Annotated in this window: 14 protein-coding genes; 4 read left to right on the top strand and 10 right to left on the bottom strand. The window is 45.5% G+C overall.

Annotated elements, in window-relative coordinates; all coding sequences use genetic code 11:
* The first annotated feature begins 197 nt into the window (after nt 1-197).
* The 3 genes from E5S68_RS01825 to E5S68_RS01815 are packed head-to-tail and all read left to right on the top strand — an operon-like array spanning nt 198 to nt 1,120.
* Nucleotides 198-545 carry a hypothetical protein gene (locus E5S68_RS01825; protein ID WP_135782114.1) on the top strand — a complete coding sequence of 116 codons (348 nt, stop codon included), beginning with the start codon at nt 198-200 and terminating at the stop codon, nt 543-545.
* Nucleotides 546-902 (top strand): class Ib ribonucleoside-diphosphate reductase assembly flavoprotein NrdI, encoded by a 357-nt coding sequence (locus tag E5S68_RS01820; protein WP_006596524.1) that lies wholly within the window; start codon nt 546-548, stop codon nt 900-902.
* Between the two features lie 32 nt (nt 903-934).
* The gene (locus tag E5S68_RS01815; protein ID WP_135782113.1) at nt 935-1,120 is read left to right on the top strand and encodes a hypothetical protein; all 186 of its coding nucleotides are present in this window, start codon (nt 935-937) and stop codon (nt 1,118-1,120) included.
* Nucleotides 1,121-1,383: 263 nt separating this feature from the next.
* On the opposite strand, the gene E5S68_RS01805 is transcribed toward E5S68_RS01815, so the two are convergent.
* From E5S68_RS01805 to E5S68_RS01775, 7 genes are all read right to left on the bottom strand, one after another.
* Nucleotides 1,384-1,689 (bottom strand): DUF4298 domain-containing protein, encoded by a 306-nt coding sequence (locus E5S68_RS01805; protein WP_135782112.1) that lies wholly within the window; start codon nt 1,687-1,689, stop codon nt 1,384-1,386.
* The gene (gene addA, locus E5S68_RS01800; RefSeq protein WP_135782111.1) at nt 1,686-5,369 is read right to left on the bottom strand and encodes a helicase-exonuclease AddAB subunit AddA; all 3,684 of its coding nucleotides are present in this window, start codon (nt 5,367-5,369) and stop codon (nt 1,686-1,688) included. The genes E5S68_RS01805 and addA overlap by 4 nt, the downstream gene beginning before the upstream one ends.
* Nucleotides 5,366-8,644 carry an ATP-dependent nuclease subunit B gene (gene rexB, locus E5S68_RS01795; protein ID WP_135782110.1) on the bottom strand — a complete coding sequence of 1,093 codons (3,279 nt, stop codon included), beginning with the start codon at nt 8,642-8,644 and terminating at the stop codon, nt 5,366-5,368. The genes addA and rexB overlap by 4 nt, the downstream gene beginning before the upstream one ends.
* A gap of 134 nt (nt 8,645-8,778) precedes the next feature.
* Entirely contained in the window at nt 8,779-9,543 is a 765-nt protein-coding gene (locus tag E5S68_RS01790; protein ID WP_135782109.1) for a CPBP family intramembrane glutamic endopeptidase, read from the bottom strand.
* Between the two features lie 397 nt (nt 9,544-9,940).
* Nucleotides 9,941-10,615, bottom strand: a complete 675-nt coding sequence (locus E5S68_RS01785) for a potassium channel family protein (protein WP_135782108.1) — start codon at nt 10,613-10,615, stop codon at nt 9,941-9,943.
* A gap of 9 nt (nt 10,616-10,624) precedes the next feature.
* Nucleotides 10,625-12,007 carry a TrkH family potassium uptake protein gene (locus E5S68_RS01780; RefSeq protein ID WP_135782107.1) on the bottom strand — a complete coding sequence of 461 codons (1,383 nt, stop codon included), beginning with the start codon at nt 12,005-12,007 and terminating at the stop codon, nt 10,625-10,627.
* Nucleotides 12,008-12,038: 31 nt separating this feature from the next.
* Complete coding sequence (locus E5S68_RS01775; protein WP_135782106.1) at nt 12,039-12,803, bottom strand: nucleoside phosphorylase; 765 nt, start codon at nt 12,801-12,803, stop codon at nt 12,039-12,041.
* A gap of 156 nt (nt 12,804-12,959) precedes the next feature.
* Here E5S68_RS01775 and E5S68_RS01770 point away from each other — a divergent pair, with 156 nt between their 5' ends.
* Entirely contained in the window at nt 12,960-15,674 is a 2,715-nt protein-coding gene (locus tag E5S68_RS01770; protein WP_135782105.1) for a DEAD/DEAH box helicase family protein, read from the top strand.
* A gap of 58 nt (nt 15,675-15,732) precedes the next feature.
* Here the strand turns inward: E5S68_RS01770 and E5S68_RS01765 are convergent, their stop codons facing one another.
* From E5S68_RS01765 to E5S68_RS01755, 3 genes are all read right to left on the bottom strand, one after another.
* Nucleotides 15,733-16,770, bottom strand: coding sequence for a zinc-binding dehydrogenase (locus E5S68_RS01765; RefSeq protein WP_135782104.1), 1,038 nt, complete (start codon nt 16,768-16,770; stop codon nt 15,733-15,735).
* Between the two features lie 89 nt (nt 16,771-16,859).
* Nucleotides 16,860-17,954: a ferrochelatase gene (hemH, locus tag E5S68_RS01760; protein WP_135782103.1), complete on the bottom strand. Its 1,095-nt coding sequence runs from the start codon at nt 17,952-17,954 to the stop codon at nt 16,860-16,862.
* A 320-nt stretch (nt 17,955-18,274) separates the two neighbouring features.
* Nucleotides 18,275-20,800, bottom strand: a complete 2,526-nt coding sequence (locus E5S68_RS01755; protein ID WP_135782102.1) for an ABC transporter ATP-binding protein/permease — start codon at nt 20,798-20,800, stop codon at nt 18,275-18,277.
* Between the last annotated feature and the right edge of the window lie 14 nt (nt 20,801-20,814).

Raw genomic sequence — 20,814 nt, 5'->3', positions numbered from 1 at the left:
TACTTAGAAGCAAGTATGAATAAATTTTTAAAATCATTCATTCATAAACAAAAGGAGGTGATGTCTTATGTAGTGCGAATAGGAATTGGAAGGTATTCAAGAAATGTGATTGGATAAGTATAAAGTGAATTATTTTTTAAAAAGTTTTGAATGAATATTAGAAATCGTTCATTCAAAAACGGAAAGTGAGGAAATGAATGAATAAGCAAGGAGGATTTGCTATGAGCGGATTGTCTATTTTGGGTATCTGTCTGGTGCTGATTGGTCTTTTGACCATTGGTTACGGCGGTGCGACAGTTGGTTTTAGTTTAAGTGTGGATTTTCAGTCATTTTTAGTCGGAGGTCTCATCGTTGTCCTGATCGGAGCAGCTTTGATTCCGGGCTTGCCGGCAGTTGTTAAGCTGACGGCACTGGCTTTGACAACTTTGTCATTGCTGATGTACATTCACATGATGCCAGATTTAGAGTTCATGCTTATGCTCATCTCAGATGTCGTGGTTTTAGGCTTTGCGGCTTGGTTTGCTATCCTTTTTTTAAGAAAGTAGGTGATGAAGATGATTGTAGTTTATGATTCAAATACTGGTATTGGTAAACGATTTGCAGAATCACTGGGCTATCCGACCCAGACTATCAAGGAGAAACTGGAAGAGCCCTGTATTCTCATTACTCGAAATGCTGGTGCTGGGAAAATTCCCTGGTCTACCAAACGCTTTATCAAGAAACATCCTGGGCTGATTAAAGGTTTTGTTAATAATGGTGACTCTGTTAAACACGGCCGGACCTTCTGCGGGGCGACTGCCTTGATTATCGAAAAATATGGGCTCCAGCATATCTGCGATATTGACCGAGGCGGTAGTCCAGAAGATGTCGAGACTGTGCAGGAATTTTTGGCGGAGTGCTAGTCTCATCAAGTTTCGTAAAATGGAGGACTCGTATGTCTAGATTCAAGAAAATTGGGAGCTTGTTTCTGTCTCTGATTTCTGTCTTTATCCTAACGGCCTGCGGGCATGTACAGAAAGAGCCCGACACTTTAGATAAGACGGAAAGAAATTCTTCTAAACAAGAAGAAGCAGATCAGAATCAGGTAGACGCAACTTCCAGTGCGTCACAGAAAGATTGACTTTTTTGTCAAAATAGAAGAGCTTAAGTTGTTCAATGATTTTTAGGTCATCTGTTGACCTGTTTTGCGTATCAATAGAGGATGGAACAAAAGTCCTAGCCTCTCAATTGTCTTTGGATTGTCGAGCAAGACGCAGTGGTTGAGTGGGCTCTACTACGCTGATTTCATCAGCTTTTACAGCCCTACTCAACTGTGCGGAGGTGGGACGACGAAATCGAATTCTAACGAATTACCGATTTCTGTCCCACTCTCTTTTTGTGTTCTTATCGTTCTTTTAACATCTTAGTCGCAAGGTCTAGCATTTCCACTGCCTTTTGGTAATGCTCGTCCAACAAATCGTAGACGGCATCTTCCGACAGCACACCACAGTAGACTTCATCAGGGAAGTCTGGTTGGTTGGACAGTTCGACATCCTCCATATAGACCTGGCTGGTGTAGTAATCGCGAAGGGCGATATAGCGAGACTGGCCAGCTTCCACTCGTTGTAAACATGCTTCAAGCTCTTCGATTAAGCCTTGGTAGGCGTTGAGATGGCCTTCCATCTCTTGGATTCGTTCGATAGGGGTCATGATTGTTCCTTTCTATCTGCTAGAGAAACGACTTGCAATTGCTCACCTCCTAGTAGGATCAAATACGATTCGATGCAGTCTACACTATAGGAGCGACGGAGGGCTTCTGCGTAGAGTTCCAGTTGGGCTTGGTAGCGATCTAGCATGTCCTGAGGGTTGCGGTAACGGTCTGTCTTGTAGTCAAAGAGAAGGATCCGATTTTCCAGAAGCAGGTAGCCGTCTAAGATCCCCCGGACCACAAAGTCCTGACCACTAGTTGGATCCGTCTTGAGCATGGCAAATGGGGCTTCACGATGGACCTTGTCTGCCTCCTTGAGCATGAGTTGGCCCAAGTCAGTCTGGAAGAAGGCCAAGACCTTCTTGAGGTCGATCCGCTCCTTGACTGCTGGGCTGGCATTGACCTCTTTGAGAACCATTGCTAGGCTTTCCATCGTCGGCATCATCGTCAATGGAATCCGTTGCATCAGTTCGTGTAGGGCACTACCGACTGCTGCTCCTGTTACAGCTTCTTCCTTGCCGAAGTTTGGAAACTCAAAGCTTGGTAATGGGACGTCCGATTTTTCCATGAGATCCACTCCTTCCATATCTTGGATGGGTTCATAGAATTTTTTAATTTGACTCGGTGTCCGCACACTAGGGAGTTGGATAGCAGCTTGGTACTGGGTGTTGAGTCGGTCCACAGATTCCAAGACATCCAGGGCACGGCGAATCTCTTCTGATTGGCGGTTGTCCTTGAGGTCATCGACTGGGAGAGACGTCTTCAACTCCAAGTGACCGATTTGCTCCGGCGTCAAGTCTTGGTCGGTCACAAAGCGAGTCTGATAGGCCAAGTGTTGCTGGGCAAAAACTGCCTGAATAGCGTAGAGCCAGTCTTGGAAACAATTGATCTCCTTGCGAAGAGCTGGGCTCAAGCGTCCATTGACACTGGCTCCCCATTTTCTCTCTTCCAACTTATCCTGCCGCCCCTTACCGACCAAGTAGAGCTTGCGCTCTGCCCGGGTCATAGCGACATAGAGGAGGCGCATCTGCTCCGACAAGGCTGCCAGACGAATTTCCTCGACATTTCGCTGGTAGGGTAGGGTCTCAATGACCAATCGAATATCTTCTGGGAGGCCAGGCTGGTCATTTTCAACGGGAAGACTAGCCACATACTTGATGCCCACCCCATTTTTCCGACTGATAACGGCATTGGTAGATAGTTCCTTGCCGACAAACTTTTTGTCAGTATTGAGGATAAAGACATAAGGAAACTCAAGCCCCTTGCTCTTATGGATGGTCATAAGCTGGACAGCATCCTTAGGAACTGCCTGAGCAACATTGGCCAAGTCGTGCTGATTTTCCAAAATCTTATCAATCATGGAAATAAAGCGAGGCAGCCCCTTGAAGCTAGAGCTTTCGAAATCATTTGCACGAAGGGTCAAGGAATAGAGATTGGCCTGCCGTTGGGCTCCATTTGGCAGGGCACCTACATAATCATAATAGTGGCGATCTTGGTAAATCTTCCAAAGCAGATCGTAAAGGGAGTGCGTCTGGGCATAGTCACGCCAGGCATCCAGTGTCTCCATAAAGCGAGTGAGTTTCTCTTTTAAGCTCGCATCGATCAATTGAGGAGCACTTCCAGTCTGGTCTAAGGCATGTTGCAGTTTCTCATAGAGATTTTCTGCTTTTTTGCCTTCACCTCTCTGTAAGGCTAAACGGGCCAACTGGTCCTCGTCAAATTCAAACATGGCTGATTTCATGAGGGCCACCAAAGGATAGTCCTGTAAGGGATTGTTAATGGTGCGGAGGGTATCCAAGAGGACCATGACCTCAACCGACTGGAGGTAGTTTTCCTCTCCCCCGTCCGCAACGATAGGAATCTGATAGGCTTCAAAGGCTGAAAGAACCTTGTCGTTACGGGTCCGAGAAGCCGTTAAAAGCGTCATATCCTTGAAAGGTACCCCCTCTTCATTGTGGAGGCGGATGATCTCCTTGATGACCAAAAGGACTTCACCTGAGGATAGACTATCCCCTTCTTGCTCCTCGTCTTCACCTGTTTCATCCACTTCCTGACTGCCATCATAGAGCAGGAACTCCGTCTCATAGGCCGGTGTCGGCTCCTTCTTCTCTGGATTGCCTGCAATCAAGCGATGGCTCTGGTCATAGAGAATTTCTCCAACTTCCTCATCCATGAGGCGTTCAAAGACGTGGTTGGTCGCTTCTAAAACCTCTACATGGCTCCGGAAATTCTCCTTGAGCAGAATCAACTTGCCATCTGCCTCTTCTTCTTGGTAGGCCTTAAACTTGTCATTAAAAATCTGAGGATCTGCCTGACGGAAGCGGTAGATAGACTGCTTGATATCTCCCACCATGAAGCGGTTGTGGCCATTAGACAAGAGCTCCAACATTCGCTCTTGAGTATGGTTGGTATCCTGGTACTCATCGACCATGACCTCGTGGTAGCGCTCTTGATAGAGCTTACGGATATGAGGAAATTCTTCTAGAATCTGGATGGCAAAATGGCTGATGTCGCCAAATTCAAAGGCATTTTCCTGCTTCTTGCGTTCTAAATAAGCAGTGGAGAAAGCTTGGACAAAGTCCCTGAGCAAGACTAGTAAAGGCAAGGGCTCATCCTTAAAGAGAATCTGATAGGTTAGCTGGTAATGCTGGGAAGCTGCTGCGCGCAAGGCTTCAATCCGTTCTTTACGTTCGTCATTGAAGGCAGTAGCTAGCTCTTTCAGGTCTTCTTTTCGTGTCGTGATGGTCAGGCTTCGTCCTCCGCTAGCACGAGAAATCAAGACCACCCGCTCTAAGACCTCAAAGATGGCTTCCTGGCTGGACTGCTCATTAAGACTAGCGATTAAGTCTTGAATAGCTGTGACATTCTCTTGGTACTTGGCCCCTGAAAAGGCTTGGCCTTCATTGGCCAGGTGGAAGGTAAAGAAAGATTCCAATTCAAAGAGCTGCTCTTTTACCTCTTGGGCCAAATGGTCCAAGGCTTCATCATAGTGCAGGTCTTGATAGCCTTTGAGGAAGGAATCCTCTAGCCAGGCTTGGGGATCCGCAGTGGATTGGAGAAAATCTACCAGGGCATGAACCTGGTCCTTAAAACCAGCTAGCGACTTGCCCTTTCCTGTAAAGTTTTTGACCAAGCGACTAAAGAGGCGGTCAGGCCCTTGCTCCTCATAAAAGCGTTCAAAGACTTGTTCAAAACAGTCATTCTTAAGCAGGTACTGCTCGCTCGCGCTTTGAAGAATGCGGAAGGTCGGCGAGAGGCCTACTAAATAACCATATTTGGAGACCAGTCGCTGCGTGAAGGCATCCATGGTTCCGATATCACTAGTTGGTAATTCTGCAATTTGTTGAGCCAAGTGGTGCTTGAGCTCCTCATCCTGGCTAGCCTTAAGACTTTTCTCTAACTCTTTTTCTAAGCGTTCCTTGAGCTCAGTCGCTGCCTTGACGGTAAAGGTCGAGATGGACAATTGCTGGATAGAAATCCCCCGATGCAACTGATCCAGGATCCGTTGAACCATGACAAAGGTCTTTCCAGATCCAGCCGAAGCTGATACTAGGATATTGGTCCCTGACGAATAGATGGCTTCTATCTGCTCAGGGGTCCGTTTTTGTTCCTTGTCAGACTGGGCCTCCTGGATTTGGAGGTCTTGAATCTGAACGGGACTTAAAAATTCAATTGGCTTCATCGACTCAATTCCTCCTTCATTTTTTCTATCCAGGCCTGACGAAGCTTGTCACCAACTGGACGTTTGGCATACTGACTTAGGTCCAGTTTCTCCAAGAAGCGAGCTTGTCCTAAGTGGAGATTGGCTTCAAATCCTGTAATCGATTTGTATTGTTCTACATATGGAGCAATGCTTCGACCATTTTCAGTATAAGGGTTGATAGCAAAGTCTCCCGATAAGATGCCCTGGGCTGCTTGTTGATAGAGATGGGCATTATAGAGCAAGAGCAGATCTAGCTCCTCTTGACTCAGCAACATGGCCTTGTTTTTCTCATAGCTCTCCCCTAGTTGGCTAGCTTGATCCGCCAAGAAGAGCCCTTTGTACTGCTGGGATTTTAGAACCACTTGGACAGCATCTTCGACCGCCTTGGTATCCTTGAGAGGCACCAAAGGATCCACCATTTGCAAGTACATGGCTCCAAAAATCCCCTTGTCAGGATCAAAAGCCTGAAAGTCTTTGATAGCAGATAGATAAGTTGGCAATTGGGAGTTGAGACCGTTAAAGAACTTCTCAAAGTTAAACTTGGTCTCACTGGACTTGTAGTCCACCACTCCCAAAGCTCCTGTATCAGACAGCCTGTCAATCCGATCGACCTTGCCCTTGACCAAGAGCGGACGACCATCTTCTAAGGTTAAGAAGGGACGATCTTCTCTGCCGAAGAGAGCTTCTTCTCCAATGGTTTCAATACTGTCATTATGAGCGAGGACACGACCAGTCGCCCGAGCTGTATCCAGGAGCAATTCTTTTGAAAAAGTGGCCATAGCATTCTCCTGATAAAGGAGAGCGAACTCTGTCTCCTGGCTGGTTTCGCGAATGGCCTTGTTCAAGCGCTCATTAAAATCCCCTTCTGAAGGATCTTTCAGCACCCGTTCAAAAATACGGTGCAAGAAATTCCCATGGCTTCTCGCGTCTGGGCGCAAGTGCCACTCCTCCTGCAAACCTAGGACATAGTGGAGATAATAGCTGTATTGGTTTTGGTAGTAGGTGTTGAGAGCTGAGGCAGACAAAGATAGAGCCTGCCCTTTTGGATAAAGGACTTCCAGCGTCTCATCCTCTAAGACCTTGGTCGTCAAGCTTTGGCTGAATTGCGGGATATGCAAGCCTTCTGAAGCTAATTTCTTCCGAAGGACGCGAATGGCAACTGCCCAGAAGGTCGCTTCTTCCTTGCTCAACTCCTGGTCAATTTCTCCCTGGTGCAATTCAATCAGTCGAGCTAAGAGGGCCTGGTAAGTCCCCATATCTTCACTAGAAGCCCTTGCCTTCTTCTCAATGACAGGTAGAGTAAGCGGTGCCTTGGTCAGCTCAAGCAAGTAAGGGGACATCTTATCGTCCACCTCATTGACAAGGATAGGACTGGACAAGACTAAGTGTTTGGTGGCTGCATTGAAGAGAGATAGGGCGACGAAGCGATTCTTCCGTAAGTTGTCCTGACTGGCAATTTGGAGATTAGCCTGTTCGTCTGAAGCTTGGTTCAAGACCTGACGCTCCTCATCTGTCAGCAAGGATTGGTCCTTGGCAATCTTAGGGAAGCGCTCCTGGGTCAAGCCAATGGCATAAACATAAGGAGCTGATAAGGGCTCAATCAAATCATAGGACTGAACCGTCACTACATCCACTGTCGCTGGGACTGTCCGATAGCTTGCCAACAAGATCCCTGACAAGAGAAGGCTAAGAAAATCATCTAAGGTCACCTTGATTTGATCAAAGACCTGGGCAAATTGTTCTAGCACATGGCTAAAGGACTTCCAGACCTGGTCATAACGTTCCATCTCCTGCTCTGAACCACGACTGGCTAACTGTTGCATGTTTTGCGCCAGCTGCGCCTCTTGGCAAAAATGGGCAAACTTCTTCAGTAGGCCCTGGCTGGTCTGGCTCTTGGTCTTATAAAATTCCTGCAAGGGGCTGATGACCTGCTGGCGAATCTGATTGAGACGCTCTAGGTCAAACTTGTCCTGGTGGTTGGCCGTAAAGTCACGTGAAAAGGCAGCCAGACCCTTAATCTCTGCAAAGCGAACATATTGTTCGAAATGGTCGATGTCCTCTCGTGTTAGCGTCCCATAGAGCCCCGTCTTCAAGAGATTGACCACATCCTCGGTCAAAAACCGATAGCGACGAAGACGGTCCAAGGATTCCACCCATTGGACAAGGGGATGCTGGGACATGGACTCACTCTTTCCAAAATAAAAGGGAATCTGATACTGGTCAAAGATGGTCTTGAGCTGGAGCTGATAAGCATCCACATCCCCCAAGAGGACTCGAATATCTTTGTAACGAACTCCCTCATACAGACGCTGGCGAATGGAGCGGGCTACCGCCTCTAATTCTTCCTTTTGATGGTTACAGGTCCAAATCTCTACTGCTTCTCGATCTTGATCAGACAGCTCACCCTCTACCTCTGTAAAGTCATAACGAGCTTCCAAGATCCGCGTCATACGACTAAAGGCATCCTCTTTTCCTTGACCGACATAGCTTGGCGTGACCTGGTAGGTCCTAGTCAAGTCTAGCAGGAAGTCCACACTGGCCTGGTAGAGGTTTCCTTCACGAAAGCTCGAGCGATAGGCTTTCTCACTGGTGTATGCCCCAATAATGATCTCGACGCCCTTGTCGTGCAGTAAATGAACTAGGTAGTCCTCCTCGGCTGAGAAACGGGTAAAGCCGTCAATCACTAAAGCCAAGTCTTTTAACTCCTCATCCAAATCTCCCTTGACAAGGTGAGAGGCAAAACTAGCCAACTTAGACTCAGACTCAAAAGAACCTGCTACTAACTGGTCTTGAACAGCCTTCAAAATATGGATCAGATCTTCCCTCTTTTCCTGATCTGGCAAGGCATCCAAGTCGGATGCTGTCATCTGGGCCGTCTGCAACTCATGAAAGAGCTGGATCAATTGTTGGATAAACTGGGGATCCTTCTTAAGACGGGCATAAACCTTGAGCTCTTCATCCGGCATCTGAGAAAGCACCTTAAAAAAGAGCATGCCAAGACCGATATCATCGAGCGACTGCTGCTGGTGGCTTTCATTAAGTGTAAAATAGCGTGCCATCTGAGCAAAGCGCGTAATGGTGATGGCAAAAGAAGCCTTCTGGTCTATGAGTTGCAAGACTTTGCGCTCCTTCTCAAAAGATAGAGAGTTGGGCGCGATATAAAAGACCCGCTTCCCTTCTGCAACCAAACGATTGGCTTCATCCACCAAGACCTGGGTTAAAGGGGTTCGAATATCTGTATAGACTAATTTCATAATGTTATGATTCCTGTAAAATGATAGTTCTATTATACCATCTTTGCGCCTTTTCTACAGGGATTTTCCCATCATTCAGGAGTTTCAAAGCAGATAAAAAACTGGACAAAATGTCCAGTTTTTCAAGGATTTTATTAACTCCCCCAGTTAATCAAGAGATAGAGCAAGCTAGATCCAAACATATCGGCCAAGGCATGCATGAGGAAGAAAGGCAAGAGGTTTTTTACCACCTTCTTATACATTACGTAATAAAAGAGTCCATAGACAATTCCGATGACCACTGCCCAGAGCAAGCCCTGGTAGGTATGGAAGGAAACCCGTATCAAAGTCGAATAAGCCAGCGCCCACCACTTGTACTTATCATTGACAGAAGTCATTAGTCCCAGAAAGAAAAATTCTTCATAGAATCCATTGAGTAAACCATAGGCAATGGCCATGGGACTAAGCGCTAGGAACTTGTGGATAATCTGTATGGGATTGATGTATGGGAGGAGGGTAATGTTAAAGTAATCATACTCTCCACTTACTGTCGTTACAATGTCCCCAAAGAAACCAACGATGGCAAAAAGAAAGGGAACCCAGAGCAAGGTCGACCACTTAAAACGGATCGGTAGTTGCTTGAAGTCAAAACTCCGCAGAAGCAAGTAACCTACTGCTAGGGCTAATAAGATAATCTGTAAAGTAAAGTTACTGGAGTAGGCTGCCCCATCCGTTGCTGTATTGGTAGCTGTCTCCGTGGCTGTGCTAACGGTTTGCGCAACTGGGTGAAGACTGGCAAGGAAGAGTTCTGTAGACCAGACAATAAACTGCCCAAACATGATCGCAGTCACAATAGCGATATCATGCCATTTGAGCTCTTTTAATGGCTTTTCAGGTCGTATAAATTTAAGAATGTTCATCATTCATCCTTCTATTCCACATTGGAAGTATTTTGATAGTTCTACTATAAAAGAAAATGCTTAAAGAAACTTTAATTCTTAGTTAGTAATAAATTTGTTATAAAAAACTTGCTGTTATTTCAATATGAAGATAAAATTTATTAATAACTTTCCTTAGGTGAGGGCGGGCGTCAGCGAACTTCTACGAAGTTCCATGACTTAGTTTTGAACCTAAAGTTTCAAAACTCCCGAGTGCCTGAAACAATTGAGTTTCAGGCACTTTTCTCACAGCGGAAAGTTTAAATCATTACTGAAAAGACTTTAAAATAAGAAATAGCTGATTTCTTTGAAGAATAATCTAGGTTAATTTATATATAAAACAGTTTTTCTATATAAAAACGACCATTCGGTCGTTTTCTCAGTTCCTTTCCTCTAAGAGGTCTTGGATTCTATCCAGATACTGGTTGTCTGTCACCGCCATCACGCGCACCCCTTCTGGCCAGATAAAGTCGGGACCAATCTGACTTCGCAAAGGCTGGTCTTCCGCATCTCGATAACCAATAATATTGAGTTGATATTGGTCTCTGATTTCCAAGTCTTGGATGCTTTTTCCTACCCAGCTAGCTGGAACCGTAAACTCGACCACCACCACTTCTTCATCCAACTGGAAAACTTCAATCCCATGTTGGAAGAGAATCATCTTGGCTAGGGACATTCCCGCTTCCACCTCTGGTAGGATGACCAAATCAGCCCCAATTTTCTCAAGGACTTCCTTGGTCACTTCATTCTTGACCTTGGCAATGACATGCTCGACGCCAAGTGACTTACAGTGCATAACAGCCAGCACACTGGACTCCAGGTTTTCACCCGTCGCGATGACGACTGTATCACAGTTCCCAATATCTGCTGCATCCAAGAGGTCCAACTCCGTAATGTCTCCAACAATTCCAGTTGTAATCATGGATTCATACTGATTAATCACATCTTCGTGATCATCAATTGCAATAATATCCACATCCTGGTCCTGCAGGGTTTTCAGGACACTCTGTCCAAAAATTCCTAATCCTAAAATTCCAATGGTTCGATTCTCCATAAGTTTCTCCTATCCAATAATGATATCTGCCTTGGCATACTGCAAGGTATCTGCTTTCTTGGCTTGGTAATTGTTCAAGCTAACCATGAGGGTCAAGGGACCGATCCGTCCGATAAACATGAGGACCATGATAATGCCTAATCCCGCTCCATTTAAGGTCGAGGTCACATTGGCGGTCACTCCCACTGTCGCTAGAGCGGATACCACCTCAAAGACCAAATAAATAAAGCGTTGGCCATCCGGCGTTACCAAACAGATTCCTAATAGACCCACTAAGAAGGTCAACTGGAAAATCACCGCCGTCCCAAAGGAACGTTGAACAATGTCTGGTGAAATCGTACGTTTTCCTAAATTGGTATGTGGTAGCCCCAATAGTTCCTTCCGAGCCAGGAGCAAGAGGACCAGGAAGGTGGTGATCTTCATGCCCCCTGCTGTCCCACCTGGTGCTCCACCTAAAAACATCTGCAAGAGATAGACGAAGAGCGTCACTGGCCGGACTGCTGTATAATCTAAGGAAGCAAAACCAGCTGTCCGCATGCTGACGGTTTGGAAAAAGCTGACTAAAATTTTCTCTCCTAAGGGGAGGGACCCAATGGATGCCGGATTATCAAACTCGGTCAAGAGACTGGTGACTGTCCCAAAGAGGAGGATCGCAGCTGTTAACCAGAGAACCACCTTGGTATGGAAGCGAAGAGTCCGCCGTCCTGATTGATTGCGGGCCTTGGTGGCCAGGTCAAACCAGACCATAAAGCCCAAGCCCCCAGTAATAATAAGGGCAGACAATGTCAGGTTCACCAGCCAATCGGTCTGGAAACTCATCATACTATCGCCCCCAAAATTATCAAAGCCCGCATTACAAAAAGCTGAAACCGCGACAAAGATGGAGTTAAAGATTCCATGCCCCCAGCCGAAGCGAGGAATGAAGCGAATCATGAGGAGCAAGGCCCCCAGTCCTTCGATGGTAAAGGTGGTTATGAAAATAGAACGGACAAAACGGGCCAAGCTCTGGTTATTGCTAAAGCTAAAGCTGTCCCGAATGGTCTGTCGGTCCTTGTAGCTGAGCTTTTGACGACTTTCCATAAAGAAAAGTCCGATAAAGGTCAAGATCCCCAGGCCACCGATCTGAATCAAGAGCATACAGATCAACTGCCCCCAGGCATTGTAGGTCGAGGCTACTGATTGGGTAAAGAGCCCTGTCACACAGACCATGGAGACTGCTGTAAAAAGGTGGTCAACATAACCTGCTTTTGAGCTTGCTTGCTGGACAAAAGGCAGACTCAATAAGAGGGAGCCAATTAAGATAACCAAGACAAAGCTGAAAAAGATCCTCCTTGCTGGAGACAGGCTTTTAATCTTGGATTGCCATTGTTTAAAAAATAATTTGACTAACATAGCTTCATTGTACCATAAAAAGAGAATAGACCTACAAGTGAAGAACCATTTCAAGGCACAATTCTAAGGCTTTATCGAATGCTTCAGATCCCCAGTCACGCTGGTCATAATTTTCCAGGTCTGCAAGAGAATCTGCGGTAAATAGGAGCAAGCCCCAAACCGCATCACGAAGCTGGGCTACTGCTGCAAGTGACGCGCACTCCATCTCCACAACGCTACAGCCTTCTTCAATGCGATAGGCTACCTTGTCAGGCGTTTCTCTATAAAAGCCGTCCGTCGTCCAAGTCATCACTTCTTGATAGGGAATGGACGCTTGTTTTAGAACCCTTTCAATGGCAGTCAGTGCGCGACGATCCACTTCTATATACCGAGAAGGCGCCACATAATGGTAACTAGCTCCCTCATCTCGCAAGGCCTTGGTCGGGATTAAAAAGGCATTTTCTTCCATGTCTACCAAGACGCCACAGCTACCTGCCGAAATGATCTTCTTCACCCCATATCCAATCAACCAATCCATGAATTGAGCTGCTGATGCAGATCCAACTGGCGCTTGGACCAAGCAGATTTCCTCTCCTTGGTGCTCCATGACATAAACCGGATAGGTCTTGGTAGCTGAGACAAAGCTAGCTACTTGTTTGGCTCCAGCAGCTTTGGCAAAGCGGTCAATCTCATCCTCTAAGAAAGCATAAACGCATTTTTCAGGCAAATGCAGGTCTAGCCCCTCATGGGTAGGCATTATGACTGCCTGTGGGTTGTCGTCAAACTCTAAAATAGGAATTTCATGTTTATGGATCATCGGCTACCTCCAAACTTGTTTGTAACATTATATAAGTCCTTCTAGCCGGTGTCAAGAAGAGATTGCAAATATGGTGATTTCCCTTCCATAGCAACTCCCCTTCTAATGAATACCTTCAACTATGATATAATGGGGACAGTACAAGGGAGGAAACCAATGTTACAAGAACTAGCTTTTACAGGTCAATGGAGACACTATCAAAAACACGTTCTCGATAAGAGTGAGGCTTTTATGGCGGATGGCCACCTGCATTTGGTGGCGGCTCCTGGCTCTGGGAAAACAACCTTAGGTATCGAATTTATCCGACGCTTTGGGCAACCAACCCTGATCTTGGCACCTACGGTCACGATTCGTCAACAATGGGTCGACCGGATTATCCAAGCATTCTTGAAAGATGAAAGCCAAGCGGAGCAATTGATCTCTCAGGACCTCAAACATCCTAAGCTGATTACAGTGGCTACCTATCAGGCCCTCCACAGCGCCATGAATCAAGTCGTTGGCCAATCGCAAATCGAGGATACCGATGACCAGGCAGAGATTGAAACATTTGATTTCAAAGGCTTTGACATCTTTTCTACTTTCAAAGACATCTCACTTGGAACCCTCTGTTTAGATGAGTGTCACCACCTGCGCAATGAATGGTGGAAAAGTTTGGAAGCCTTTCGCCAAGCCTTCCCTGACTTAAAGATGATCTCCCTCACTGCTACCCCTCCCTATGAAGGGGACCCTGCTCTTTGGGAACGCTATATCCGAATGTGTGGTGAGATTGATGAGGAAATCACGGTTCCCGAATTGGTCAAGGAAGAAACCCTTTGTCCCCACCAAGACTATGTCTACTTTGCCTTTCCAACCAAAGAAGAGCAGGCTCAGTTGGATGCCTTTAGCCAACAAAAGAATGCTCTCTTGCAGCAACTGACTTCAGACCCCCTCTTTTGTCAACACCTGCAATCCTGTCAGGCCTTATCAGGGCAGATCAGTGATGATGAATTGCTCAATGAGCCCAAGTATCTCTCTGCTACCCTGATCTTTCTTCGAAGCAAGGGAATCGCCTTTCCCAACCGTTTCCAGGACCTTCTAGGAGCTAAAAAACTACCTACCTTTACCATGGACTGGCTTGAAACTCTTCTGCAAGGCCTGCTCTTTCAGGTGCCTCACTGGTACAATCTACCAGAAGAATACGAAAAGCAAGTCCTCCATGAATTAAAAGCAGCTAGCTTAATCGATCGAAAACAAGTCAAACTGGTCCGCAACAAAAAGCAAGATCTCCTGCTCAATCAATCCCTCGGAAAACTCAATGCGGTTCGAGAGATTTTCAAGGCGGAATACCAGGCTCTTGGAAGCCAACTGCGCCAACTGGTTTTAACAGACTATATTCGCCAAGACTTTGAAGTTCATCTCGGGGATAAGGATGCCCAATTCACTCAGTTGGGAGTACTCTCTTATTTCGAATCCATTCGCAGGGAAAGCATGGAGCTAACGACCCCTCCTGCCATCGCTGTCTTAACAGGTAGTATCGTCATCATCCCAATAGTTGCGAAGCCAAAACTAGAAGAGCTTCTAGGAGCGGATCGACTGACTTACCAAAATGTCGGCCAATTATTTCCTGATGACTTTCTCAAGGTTCGTTTGGTTGGTTCTCAACATGATTTGGTGACAGCTGTGACCCAGCTCTTTCAAGAGGGGCTCATCCAAGTCGTGATTGGAACCAAGTCTCTTCTAGGAGAAGGCTGGGATGCTCCTTGTGTCAACTCCCTGATCCTAGCGAGCTTTGTCGGTAGCTTTATGCTTAGCAACCAAATGCGAGGCCGTGCCATCCGAGTATGGCCCCAAGATCCAGACAAGACCAGTAACATCTGGCATCTGGTCTCCATCAATCTTTCCTCAAAGAAATGGTATGAAAAGTCCGATCTTGAAAAGGAAGAGATCGAAGCCATCACTGATCAACTGAAAGAATACAGTCCTGATCTAGAGCTTTTAGAGAGACGGATGAAGCAATTTTTAGGCCTTCACTACAAGGAACCCTTTATCGAATCCGGAATCGAACGTCTATCCTTTGACAATATCCGCTATACTAAAAAACAGTTACAGAAACTCAACAAAGAGTCCTTAGAGCGCTCCACTCATCGTCAAGAACTTCGGGATGGCTGGCAAAAAGCTCTTCCGATTCTTGAGAATATGGAGATTGCAAACGAGGTCCAAGTGGATAAACACTTCCTGCCTCTGGCCCTATTTTTTGATGCCAGAAAGCTAGCTCGCTGGCTGACGGCCGCTGCTTTGACCGATGCTTTCGCCAACCTTATTTACTACTCACATAGAGGAGGAAGGAACACTGTTTCTCTTATTCTTCTATTCGTCTTAGCTGTTCTCGCACTCCTTGCTTGGTTGCGCTACTATCTCTATAAGAGCCCTTATAAACGGCTAGAGATCTTTGGCCAGGCCATTCACCAAGCCCTGCTCCTTTCTGGGCAGATTCAAACCCAGGAGAGCCGCATCCAAGTGGTCCGAGATAGGAAGGATGCCATCAACACGCTGATCTATATGAAGGGCGGAACCATGCGAGAGAAAGAACTCTTCTCGCAAACCATGATCGAGTTTTTCGCACCGATTGAAAACCAGCGTTACATCCTAAAAGCCCAGGAAAAAGTATCCGACCAGACAGAATACTTCGCCGTGCCAAGCCTCTTTGACAAACGAAAAGAGGAGGCCCAAGCCTTTGTCGAGCAAATCCGAAAGAGTATAGGTAAGTATGACCTGGTCTATACTCGAAGTACGGAAGGTCGTGCTGTTCTTTTAGATGCGCGCATCAAGGCACTAGCCAATAAACAAGAGCGCACCTTCACCAAGAAACAAGTGATGTCAGATTTGAAATAAGAATTTATTTCACAATAAAAGAAAAGTCTAGCAGAAACAATTCTACTAGACTTTTTCGTTACTCAATCACAATCATGGCCTTGATGGTCTTGCGTTCGTCCATATCTTTATAGGCTTGGTCGATTTCTTCTAAACTATAACTGTGTGTAAAGACGCGGCCTGGATTGATATCTCCGTCAAGCACTGCTTTCAGCAAGAACTGTTTGTCATAAGTTGTTACGGAAGCAGCCCCTCCTGCAACAGAAATGTTTTGCGCAAAGGTTGAACCAAGAGCACGGTTATTGTAGTGAGGCACACCGACAAAACCTAAGCGCCCTCCATTGTGAAGAACCCCAAGGGCTTGGTCGACAGCTGCCGCTGTACCGACACATTCAAGAGCGGCATCCGCTCCTCCACCGAGGATTTCACGGACCTTGGCAATCCCTTCTTCCCCACGCTCCGCTACGACCGCTGTTGCACCAAATTCTAAAGCCATTTGTTGACGGTCCTCATGCCGACTCATGAGGACAATTTGCGATGCTCCCCGCATCTTAGCTGCAATCACAGCACATTGCCCCACGGCTCCGTCCCCGATGACAACCACTTTGTCGCCCCGTTTTACATGAGCCACACGCGCCGCATGGTAGCCCGTCGGCATGACATCTGCCAGCGTCAAGAAGGATTTGAGCATGGCTTCTGTATAATCAGATGGTTGCCCAGGGATTTTGACAAGGGCCCAGTTGGCGTATTCAAAGCGCATGTACTCTGCTTGAACCCCATCAGACCAGTTGGTGCCGATATGGCGGTCACAGGTCCCATCATAGCCAGCACGACAAGCATCACACTCCCCACAACCATGAGTGAAAGGGGCGATGACAAAGTCTCCCGGTTTCACCGTTGTAATAGCTTCTCCGATTTCTTCCACAATCCCAATGGCTTCGTGACCACTATTTTGGTGGCCCTCTTCAATATCTGGATTGCGGTAGCTCCATAGATCAGAGCCACAGACACAGGTGCGAACGATGCGGAGAATGACATCATCTGGTGCTTCGATGTGTGGACGCTCCACTTCTACAAGGCCCACTTGCCCAGCTTTTGTATAGACTGTTTTCTTCATAGGAACAACCTACTTTCTATTGCTTACTTACCTATAGTATACACTTTTTATCGAGCTCTAGCCCACTTCCTTATTTAAAACTCCATCATTTAATCATATTTTTTACCATACTTCTTTTCAAGCATTTTCTTAACTAGATATGGCATCTTGACATTCTCTCGACCTTTTTTAGCAATCAATTTTTTGACGAAATCAGGCATCTGAATATCTTTTTCTGCTTCCAAAATCTGACCTGTACTTGAAGGAGCTTCCAACTCATCAAAAGTCTCTAGTTGAGGTTGATAGTCACTATAGTCACCATCTATATGAGACTGAATGGTTGAAAGAAGGGCTTTAATCAAACGAGAATCGCTATTTGGCATAGGAGGACGGTGATAGGCCACACCAAGCTCATGACAAAGCTCCTTACACTCCACATCATTATCAAAAAGAACCTCAATATGCTCACTAATAAAGGCAATCGGAACAAAAATATAGTGGTTCGGGTGTTCACTCTCATCTCGCAGATATTCTAAGACATCTGGTTTAATCCAAGGAATACCTATATCACTCTCACTCTGCCATGTATTAGTGTACTGTTCTTCCTTTAGCCCTAAAATCTCCGCAATCAGGCGACTATTGTCATAAATCTGGTCGATATAGGGGTCACCGAAATCTATTGCCAAAACTGGGACACTGTGGGCTGAAAAAATCACCTTATAACTGTCGTCTCCAATCTGATCTAAAATCTTTTGGATTTCATCAGCCCAATAGTGGAGTAGGTCATGTTCACGGTACCAATCCTTGATAATTTGGAACTTTATCTGACCACTTTCTAAAAATTTTTCATAACCCATGACAGAATAGTAAGAATAATGAGGCTCTAAAATCAAGCACAAACATTCTTCAATTCCGTCATTCTCCATCTCTTTGATTACATCAGTGATAAAAGGGCGGGAAAATTTGTTGGCAAAGTAAACCGACGCTTGTTTTCCAAGAGCAGTAGCAACCATGTCCACTTCTTCTCTAGTTATCCTTTGGAGTGGGGTTCCACCGATTCGGACGTAATTGTCATATAAAGTCTGAATTTCATGTGGTTCAGGACGAACCCCACGGCGTATATTTGTGAAAAATTCCGCTACTCCTTCATAGGTAATCTCTTCTGGTGAACCAAAGGTCATCATCAACACAGCTCTTTTACTCATAACTACTCCTTACTATATACTTTCCACTATTTTACCATGAAAAGGATTCCTTTAGGAAATTCTTTTATAAATCATTTGGAAAAAGAAACTAATTTTCTAGGTAAATACACAAGCTATTAAAAGAAATCATTCAAAGAAAGTGGAACAAATATCTTTTTATGTCCAATCCGATACTGTATTATTCTTTGAAAACAACATCTATTTGAAATGACCATCTTTCATGTAAGGAGAGAAGGTTTGAATCCCTTTCTAAGAATTTCTACACAATAGAAAAAGTGGATAAAGAAACATTCTTCTATCCACTTTATTGTTTACAGCTTTTATTCGCTACGTAAAGATTCCACTGGGTCTTTCTTTGCGGCGATGCGTGAAGGGATGAGACCAGCTAACATGGTAAGGACAATAGAAATACCGATCAGGATGAGCGCTGCTTCCCATGGTAACTGCGCCACGTTCTCCACATTAGTCATTTTCGCAACGACGGCATTGATTGGAAGTGTTGTAAGGAGTGTAATTCCGATACCGAGCACTCCGGAAATAAATCCTTCGATGGCTGTTTCGGCAGTGAAGATACGACGGATATCTTTCTTCGAAGCCCCCATTGCACGTAAGATTCCGATTTCTTTTGTACGTTCGAGAACTGAGATGTAGGTGATAATCGCAATCATAATCGATGATACGATGAGCGAGATGGCTACGAAACCAACGAGTACGGTTGTAATCACGCCCACCATTGTCGTAATCGAAGACATGATGGTTTGAATATCGTCGGAGTAGGCGAGCACTTTATCGTCTTCACCAGCGTCTTTTTTCGCCGTGTTATAGGCGTTGATGAAGTCCTTCAACTCTTGTTTTTGTTGGAAGGAAGAGGTGTAGAACTCGATGGCAGCCGGTTTGGATTTGTCGATGACACCCAATTTCGCGAGATTTTCCTCGTAAGTGGCAGCCGAGTTTTCGTTGTATTGTTGGATGTATTGTGCTTGTTGTTCAGGCGTCAATTTGACCAACTGGATTTTTTCTTCTTCGGTTAAATCAGCCGAATTGAATGGTTTTGGATCTTTGGCAAATGCTTTTCCAGTAAATACATTGATAGTTGGGTTAGCTTCTTGCTCCTTCACGATGTCACTGTTTTGAATTTGTTCAGAAGTGTCATCAATCAGGGCGCTTGTATAAGCCACACCGCCAGAAGGAGAGTTCACCCCAGAACTGGTGCCTTCTTTTTGACGAAGAACGCCGACAATTTTAAGCTCGAGGCCATTCTCGATTTGCGTCTTCATATAGGCTTCGTCGTCAATTTTATTCATCCATTGGTTGTTTTCTTTGACGAAGCGGTTCGTGTTGACAACAGCTTTGAAAGTTTTTCCAATGAAATCCCTATACTGATAGGTTTGGGATTTGAGTTCATCCAGTTTCTTCGCATCGTTTAATTCGCTAGGGTCTTTGATGCGCAAGCTATAAAGGAGGAGGTCACTGATTTGGTTTTCTTCATCCACGATCAGGACGATTTCAGATTTATCCTTCGGAAGGCGACCTTCTAGCACATCATATTGCGCATTAAGCATCTCCTGGTCGCTTGACAGTTGGCTCCAGTAGTCGATGTTTTGCAAATAGCCTTTAATCGTTTGGTTGGCCGTATCGACTTCGTCCGCGAGGTTAGACGGAAGAATGCTCTTTGGACCGTTGGAGGTGTCACTGGCGTAAATATAGGGTTGTAAATTGTATTGGTAACGAATGTCTTTTGTAAGGTGTGCGACTTCTGAAGCGTGTTTATCCAAGTAGGTTTTGAAGGAAGCGAGGTCATTTTTCCCGATTTGTTTTTTCAATAGATTCGTTAAAAGCGTATTGACACCGAGTTCGTTTTTATCCCTATAAGGCTTTTCACTCAAGTCTGGAGAGGTTGCCATCAGATTACTCTGGTTCTGCTCGCTAATCGTCAATGGCAAAGAGACGAGAGTGTCTTCTTGCACCTTTTTCACATAGTCACTCACACCATTTGAGAGGGCCAAGATCAGGGCAATCCCGATAATCCCGATGGAACCAGCAAAGGCAGTCAGAAATGTCCGACCTTTCTTCGTCAATAGGTTATTAAACGAAAGGGCCAAAGCCGTCAGAAAGCTCATCTTTGTCTTTGTAAACTGAATGTCCCCTTGTTTGGGTTCTTCGGTTGGTTCGTATGGATTCGAGTCGCTTAAGATATTTCCATCTAATACTTGTACGATACGTGTAGAGTAGGTTTTCGCCAGTTCTGGGTTATGCGTCACCATGATCACTAGACGTTCCTTTGCGATGTCTTTTAATAACTCCATGATTTGAACAGAAGTCTCAGAATCGAGCGCTCCTGTTGGCTCATCAGCTAAAACGACTTTAGGATTATTGACAAGAGCACGCGCAATCGCAATTCGTTGCATTTGTCCACCAGACATTTGGCTTGGTTTCTTATATAAATGATCTTTTAGGCCAACGCGTTCAAGTGCTTCGATGGCACGCTTCTTGCGTTCCGATTTAGAAACGCCAGAGAGCGTCATCGCAATCTCGACGTTTGAGAGTGCCGTTTGGTGACCAATCAGATTATAGGATTGGAAGACGAATCCGATGGTGTGGTTTCTGTAGCTATCCCAATCGCGGTCTTTAAATTGCTTGGTTGATTTTCCTTGGATGAGTAAATCACCCGATGTGTACTGGTCGAGTCCACCGATGATATTTAAGAGGGTGGTTTTCCCTGAACCCGATTGTCCGAGAATCGAGACGAACTCATTTTCACGGAAACGAATCGAGATATCCTTCAAAGCGTGAAACTCTTGATTCCCCGTATAATACACTTTTGAAATACGTTGTAGTTGTAACATATACTCGATCCTTT

The organism is Streptococcus rubneri (genome assembly GCF_004785935.1).
GTDB lineage: Bacteria > Bacillota > Bacilli > Lactobacillales > Streptococcaceae > Streptococcus > Streptococcus rubneri.
Note: the sequence above shows the minus strand (reverse complement) of the source record. Positions and strands in the feature narration are given on the sequence as shown.